This is a genomic window from Gelidibacter japonicus (assembly GCF_010725055.1).
In the GTDB taxonomy this organism is placed as follows: domain Bacteria; phylum Bacteroidota; class Bacteroidia; order Flavobacteriales; family Flavobacteriaceae; genus Gelidibacter; species Gelidibacter japonicus.
The window spans coordinates 147613-153612 of record NZ_BJKB01000012.1; the positions used below are offsets into that span (position 1 = coordinate 147613).

At 36.4% G+C, this 6000-nt stretch carries 4 protein-coding genes; 3 read left to right on the plus strand and 1 reads right to left on the minus strand.

Annotation, left to right across the window (positions count from 1 at the left end; genetic code table 11):
* Positions 1 to 371: 371 nt before the first annotated feature.
* A complete protein-coding gene (locus tag G6N06_RS13265) occupies positions 372 to 770 on the plus strand; it encodes a (deoxy)nucleoside triphosphate pyrophosphohydrolase (protein ID WP_205334772.1) in 399 nt (132 codons plus the stop codon).
* Positions 770 to 3916: a DUF3427 domain-containing protein gene (locus G6N06_RS13270; RefSeq protein ID WP_163517240.1), complete on the plus strand. Its 3147-nt coding sequence runs from the start codon at positions 770 to 772 to the stop codon at positions 3914 to 3916. The genes G6N06_RS13265 and G6N06_RS13270 overlap by 1 nt, the downstream gene beginning before the upstream one ends.
* A gap of 66 nt (positions 3917 to 3982) precedes the next feature.
* Here G6N06_RS13270 and G6N06_RS13275 read toward each other — a convergent pair whose 3' ends face one another.
* Positions 3983 to 4702 carry a hypothetical protein gene (locus G6N06_RS13275; protein WP_163517241.1) on the minus strand — a complete coding sequence of 240 codons (720 nt, stop codon included), beginning with the start codon at positions 4700 to 4702 and terminating at the stop codon, positions 3983 to 3985.
* 474 nt (positions 4703 to 5176) lie between these two features.
* On the opposite strand from G6N06_RS13275, the gene G6N06_RS13280 reads away from it, so the two are divergent.
* Positions 5177 to 5902 (plus strand): aspartate dehydrogenase domain-containing protein, encoded by a 726-nt coding sequence (locus G6N06_RS13280; RefSeq protein WP_163517242.1) that lies wholly within the window; start codon positions 5177 to 5179, stop codon positions 5900 to 5902.
* Positions 5903 to 6000 lie beyond the last annotated feature (98 nt).

Here is a 6000-nt window from a genome sequence, read left to right on the forward strand (position 1 = left end):
AAAATTGAGTATATTTGAAAATGAAAGATATGGGAACGACTTGCATATTTCCGATTGATGGATAAATGGATAAAGAAGGTATTAATAACATTGGTTTGGAGATGTTGAGGGTTTTCGGAATATGATTTTTCTATAGTAGGCATTATAAAATAACATATAGCATGACAAAGATATCTGGCATGACAAAAGGATCTTCAATATCAAAAGATTAGTCGGTTCTAAAATGGTAAAACAGAACATAACTGTTAAACATTCTGACGAGAAATATTCATTTACTAAAGCTTGTAAATTATTTATTGACGTTGCAAGGGGTTTAGTTTCAAATAAAAACCAGGTGTGATAAAAAAATGTTGTTATAAAATACAAATAATATGAAAATGCTTCACGTCGTTTGTGCCATCATCTATAATGATGATGAAATTCTTATAGCTCAACGCAGCGACAAAATGACTTTGCCTCTTAAGTGGGAGTTTCCTGGAGGAAAGGTAGAGAAAAGTGAGGAAAAAAAAATGGCCCTACAGCGCGAAATAAATGAGGAATTAGCTATGGAGATTGAAGTTGGGGAAGCCTTAGACCCTGTAGTCTATCATTATAAAAGCTTTTCCATAACACTCTATCCGTATATCTGTGATTCCTCTTCTAAAGACTTTATAAAGCGTGAGCATCGGGAAATCCGCTGGGAAAAGATTGAGAATCTCAAGAAGTATGACTGGGCGGCGGCGGATGTCCCAGTGGTGAAAAAATTAATAACAGAAATAAATAAAATGTAATGGTTGAGGGAGTTTACGAAAGTCTGATCACAGAAACGATAAAAGAAAGGTTGTCTTCCTTAGATCGAAATCAATTTTTTGTAGCTGATGACAAACAATTGGATAAAGAGGAGGCTATTCATTTTCTGACAATACATTTTACTAAGGCTTTAAAAAATGCTTTAAATCTGATCAAAGCCGATAAGAAAAAATTTGTTTCACGTCAGATTGAGATTACGAATAAACTCTTAAGCTATTTATCAGAAAATATTTCTGATTATGAATTTTCAGAAGACCTTATCGCAGATGGAGGTTTTATTCTTGAGGGCATTTTGGATAAATTAAATTCGGATTATAAAGATGTCTCTTTGCAATTAAAAGAAATAATGCCTGCTACTCGTCTTGTCCAAAGCGAGCTTTTCGTAGGAGGCAATCAAGGGGTTTCTCTTGACTCTGAACTTAAGAAGGAAATTCGTTCTGCAGATCGAATTAACTTATTAGTTTCGTTTATTAAATGGAAAGCTATTGTTATTTTACAAGAGGCTTTTCAGGAATTTACGGCTCGTGGAGGAAAATTAAGAGTTATTACTACCACCTATATGGGAGCATCGGATGCAAAAGCTATTGATTTTTTAAGCCATCTGCCCAATACGCAGGTAAAAGTTTCCTACAACAATTCAAATGAAAGGCTTCACGCCAAAGCTTATCTTTTTTACCGCAATACCGGATACCACACAGGTTATATTGGCTCTTCCAATTTTTCTCGCTCTGCATTAACTGATGGATTGGAATGGAATGTAAAAGTGACCACCAAGGAGATACCTCATATTATCGATAAGTTTCAAAAAACCTTTGAAAGCTATTGGAATGATCCAGAATTTGAACTGTATGATTCCAGTCAATTTGATAATCTCGGAAAAATCCTTTTGCAAAGTCAATTTGGGAAGAGAACAGAAGAAATCGTGAACTTTTTCGATCTAAAACCTTACCATTTCCAATCTGAGATTTTGGAAAAATTAAAGGTTGAACGAAACGTTCATGATTCCTGGAAAAATTTAATTGTAGCTGCAACAGGAACAGGAAAAACAATGATTTCTGCTTTTGATTTCAGCGCTTATAAACAGGAAAATCCGAGAACGAAATTTCTTTTTATTGCACATCGGATTGAAATTCTACGGCAATCGCTTCATACGTTTCGAAATGTTCTAAAAGATCAAAATTTTGGAGAGTTATTTGGTGATAGTTACGTTCCCACACAAAAGAATGCCGTATTTGCTACCATTCAAACTTTGGCCAACCAACTAAATTCATTTTCCTCACCTGAATATTATGATTATATAATTTTAGACGAAGTTCATCACGCGGCGGCCGATTCGTATCAAAAAATCATTAATTATTATCGCCCAAAAGTGCTATTAGGATTAACGGCTACTCCGGAACGAATGGATGGAAAGAGCATTTTAAAAGATTTCAATTTTCGAACAGCGGCGGAAATTCGATTACCAGATGCGTTAAACAACAAGCTTTTGTGCCCTTTTCAATATTTTGGAATTTCAGATTCAGTGGATTATTCAAGAGTTAAGTGGAATAACGGAAGATATGATATAAGTGAATTGACGCACTTGCTAACGGCAAATGACATTCGTGTAGGAGATATTATACGCAACTTAAAAAATTACACAAAAGACATAAACTCTGTGAGTGCCATTGGATTTTGTGCAAGTATCCTCCACGCAAAATATATGCAGCAGAAATTTTCGGAGGCAGGTCTAAAATCCGAGTGCCTGACTTCGGAAAATACCAGAGATCGGGTTGATATTATTCATAAATTCAAATCAAAGGAAATCAATTATCTTTTTGTTGTTGATATTTTTAATGAAGGCATTGATATCCCAGAAATTGATACGGTTTTATTTTTAAGACCAACAGAAAGTTTGACCATCTTTTTACAGCAGTTAGGCCGAGGTCTTCGACTCCACCAAGGAAAGGATGTACTCACTGTACTGGATTTTGTGGGTCACGCAAGAAAGGAATATGATTATGAGAATAAATTTCGTGCTTTAATTGGTAAAACTAATACCACTGTCCAAAATGAAATAGAAAAGGACTTTCCCAATCTACCACTCGGCAGCGCCATTGTCTTGGAGAAACAAGCAAAGGAACATATTTTAGAAAATATACGTCAGGCAACTGATATGAATAAACGGAAGTTGATCAACTTATTGGAAAACTATGGAAACCACACCCATCTTCCTTTAAACCTTGAAAACTTTCTACATATTTACAATCTCGAACTAAAACATATTTACAAACACCACACATTTAACTCTCTATATTCTGAAGCTTTTAATAAGAAATTTGACACTCTTTATTTTGATAACTTCAAATCAATGATGGGTAAAAAATGGATGGTGACAGAATCTTTGACTTATTTTAAGTTCCTTCTACACTTAATCAATGCCGATTTTGAGTTAGATTCGTTACCGACTTCAAAACAGAATGAAACAATGGCTTTGATGTTGTATTACGATTTTTATAAAGATGCGATCTCAGAATTGTCTTTAAAAGAAGGTTTAAAAAGGATTGGTAAAAACAAAGAGATGGTTAATGAGTTGAAATCTTTTTTATCGATAAAAATTGATAAAATTGGCTTTGAAGAAATTCCATTCACGTTGGATGATGGTTCGCTTTTTCCCTTACAAATTCATTCAAGATATACTCGTGATCAAATTTTAGTTGCTATGGGATTGAGCACCATAGACAAGAAAACCCCGAATCGCGAAGGAGCCGCTTTGAATAAAGAAACCAATACAGAAGCCTTGTTTATCAACCTACATAAATCGGAGGAAGATTTTTCACCAACTACCATGTACGATGATTATGCCATCAACGAAACTCTTTTTCATTGGCAGTCTCAAAATCAGACTTCGTCCGAAAGTCCGAAAGGTCTCTCCTACATTAATCAAGAAAAAGACAATAAAACTATTTTATTGTTTGTTCGCGAAAGCAATCGCGATGCAGATGGCTTTACGCAGGGTTATGTGTTCATTGGCCCTGCAAGATATGTGGAACACGAAGGTTCAAAACCAATGTCCGTAAAATGGGAGCTTCATGAACCCATTCCTCACTATCTCTGGAAAGAAAGTGCAAAATTGCGTGTAGGTTAACTTTTGATACAGTAAATGAGTTATATTATAACTGCAGGATAATTAGGATTTAAATATCTCTAACTATCAAACAACCCGCATCCCTAAAACACTCCCTTTACCCGCAATCTCACTTACGAGTTCAAGTCCCACATAAAAAATAGCCGTATGGCTTATGGGCATGGCCGAAGCTGGTGACAAAGTCTGCGAAGGATTTTTTTCCTGTATTGAAATCGTTTTATGATCCAATAATTGTTTTTGAAACTCCAGTGCTTCAAAATCAAAATCGATCATAAAAAGACCTATTTTTATGTCGTTCACGCTCATTAATTCATCATAGTCTGAACGGATAAAAGAAGGCAACGTCAAACGCTGACTAATCGTCTCAAAATGCCATTGATACGCTATAGCATCCAGAAATTTCATTGGTTTTCCAAAAGGAAAATTCCGAAATTGTCGTTGACCTTCCAAGGTTTGTAAACCTCCCAAGACGTTCCGGGCTCCGCGCTTTGAAACTGAATCCAAACCCTTCAATTTTAGTAAGAGACCCATGCATTTTCCGTGGAAACCCCGTTCTCTTTTTAAAACATAGGGTTTAAAAGCTTCAAGAAGCTTCCGCTTTACCATACTGCAATGACCAAATTCGGAACCATTTTCACGCACCCGTTGCATACTGTCTTTTGTTTTTATAGACTTCGAGTTAAAACCGCCACCGGCCTTACGAGCGTAACCTTTCCCCTTTGCTACATAAAAGTTAATGTCTCCTATAGTTCCCGACAATTTAATAATACCTTTTTGACGCGCCATAATTTCTAAATTTAAGAACATCTCTAATATAGTGATAATCTGCTAATTAATTCATAGGTATAGCGTATGTATACCGTATGTGTCTCCTACATAAGCTATGCATTATTTAGTGATGCCTTAAGGTCACTCTAATTGTAATGGCGGACGCCAAATAGGAGCCTATTATTCGATAGAGCTGGGTTTCTTCGAAATCTGTTTACTTAAACCTACTAATGAGATCGTCTTCAGAAAGTAAATTTGTATAGTGACCATCGGTGCCAATATTGGATAACTTGATCTTGGATGCACTGAGTTTTAGGGTTTTTGGAATTTTAACATAGTAGGCTCAAACGGGTTTGATGTGTTGAAATTCCCATCCCCAAAATATTCCTTAAATTTGCTCACATGAAATGAGCATGCTAAAAACTTTATTAAGCATGCGCATGGGCCACTGCGAATTGCATGTGACCATTCAAAAACATTTAGATTTAACACATGAAATCATACACACTTGCCATTGCTGGATGCGGAAAACTGGCCCATATTGTTGTGGAAGCTTTGTTGAAAGACTTATTGCCAAATTATAAACTGATTGGTACCTACTCCAGAACTTTTGAAAGCGCCGAGGAGATTGCCAAAATCATCAACACTTCAAATTCGGGATACACCTGTACTCCGTGCCATAGTATTCAAGAACTGTTACAACTCAAACCTGATTATATCGTGGAAACGGCTTCTCCAACCGGTTTTAAGGAATTGGCCTTGCCTGCCCTAAAAAACGGATCTAACATCGTGACCTTGTCCATTGGTGCACTTGCCGATGCTGAGTTTTATAAAGACGTGGAAAAAACGGCTTTCGAAAATGGCACCCGAGTCCATTTGGCATCTGGTGCTATTGGTGGTTTTGATGTCATGCGAACCGTTGCGCTTATGGAAGAGAGTGAAGTGACCTTTACGACCGAGAAAAGTCCTAACTCGCTAAAACGAACTTCGGTTTATGACGAGGTACTTCAAACCGAAAAGCGTGAGGTTTTTAATGGTGATGCCATAGGTGCTATTGCCCTTTTTCCAACCCACGTCAATGTATCGGTGGCTGCTGCTTTGGCTTCGGTGGGTCCTGAAAAGATAAAAGTATCCATCAATTCCATCCCAGGTTTTGTGGGTGACGATCACCGAATTGAGGTCAAAAGTGAAAGAGGTCGTCTAAAAAGTAATTTTTAGACGATTTTCTTTTTGGTTAAGTTTAACTTTGTATGATAGTTTAATATACTAGGTTAAAATAGCGTCAATAAAAAATTGAAAAAGTTGGCTTATATGGT

Bases quoted from the DNA above. Each gene is read 5' to 3' on its own strand.
- G6N06_RS13265 (WP_205334772.1), top strand. From the start codon at position 372: ATGAAAATGCTTCACGTCGTTTGTGCCATCATCTATAATGATGATGAA.
- G6N06_RS13270 (WP_163517240.1), top strand. From the start codon at position 770: ATGGTTGAGGGAGTTTACGAAAGTCTGATCACAGAAACGATAAAAGAA.
- G6N06_RS13275 (WP_163517241.1), bottom strand. From the start codon at position 4,702: ATGGCGCGTCAAAAAGGTATTATTAAATTGTCGGGAACTATAGGAGAC.
- G6N06_RS13280 (WP_163517242.1), top strand. From the start codon at position 5,177: ATGAAATCATACACACTTGCCATTGCTGGATGCGGAAAACTGGCCCAT.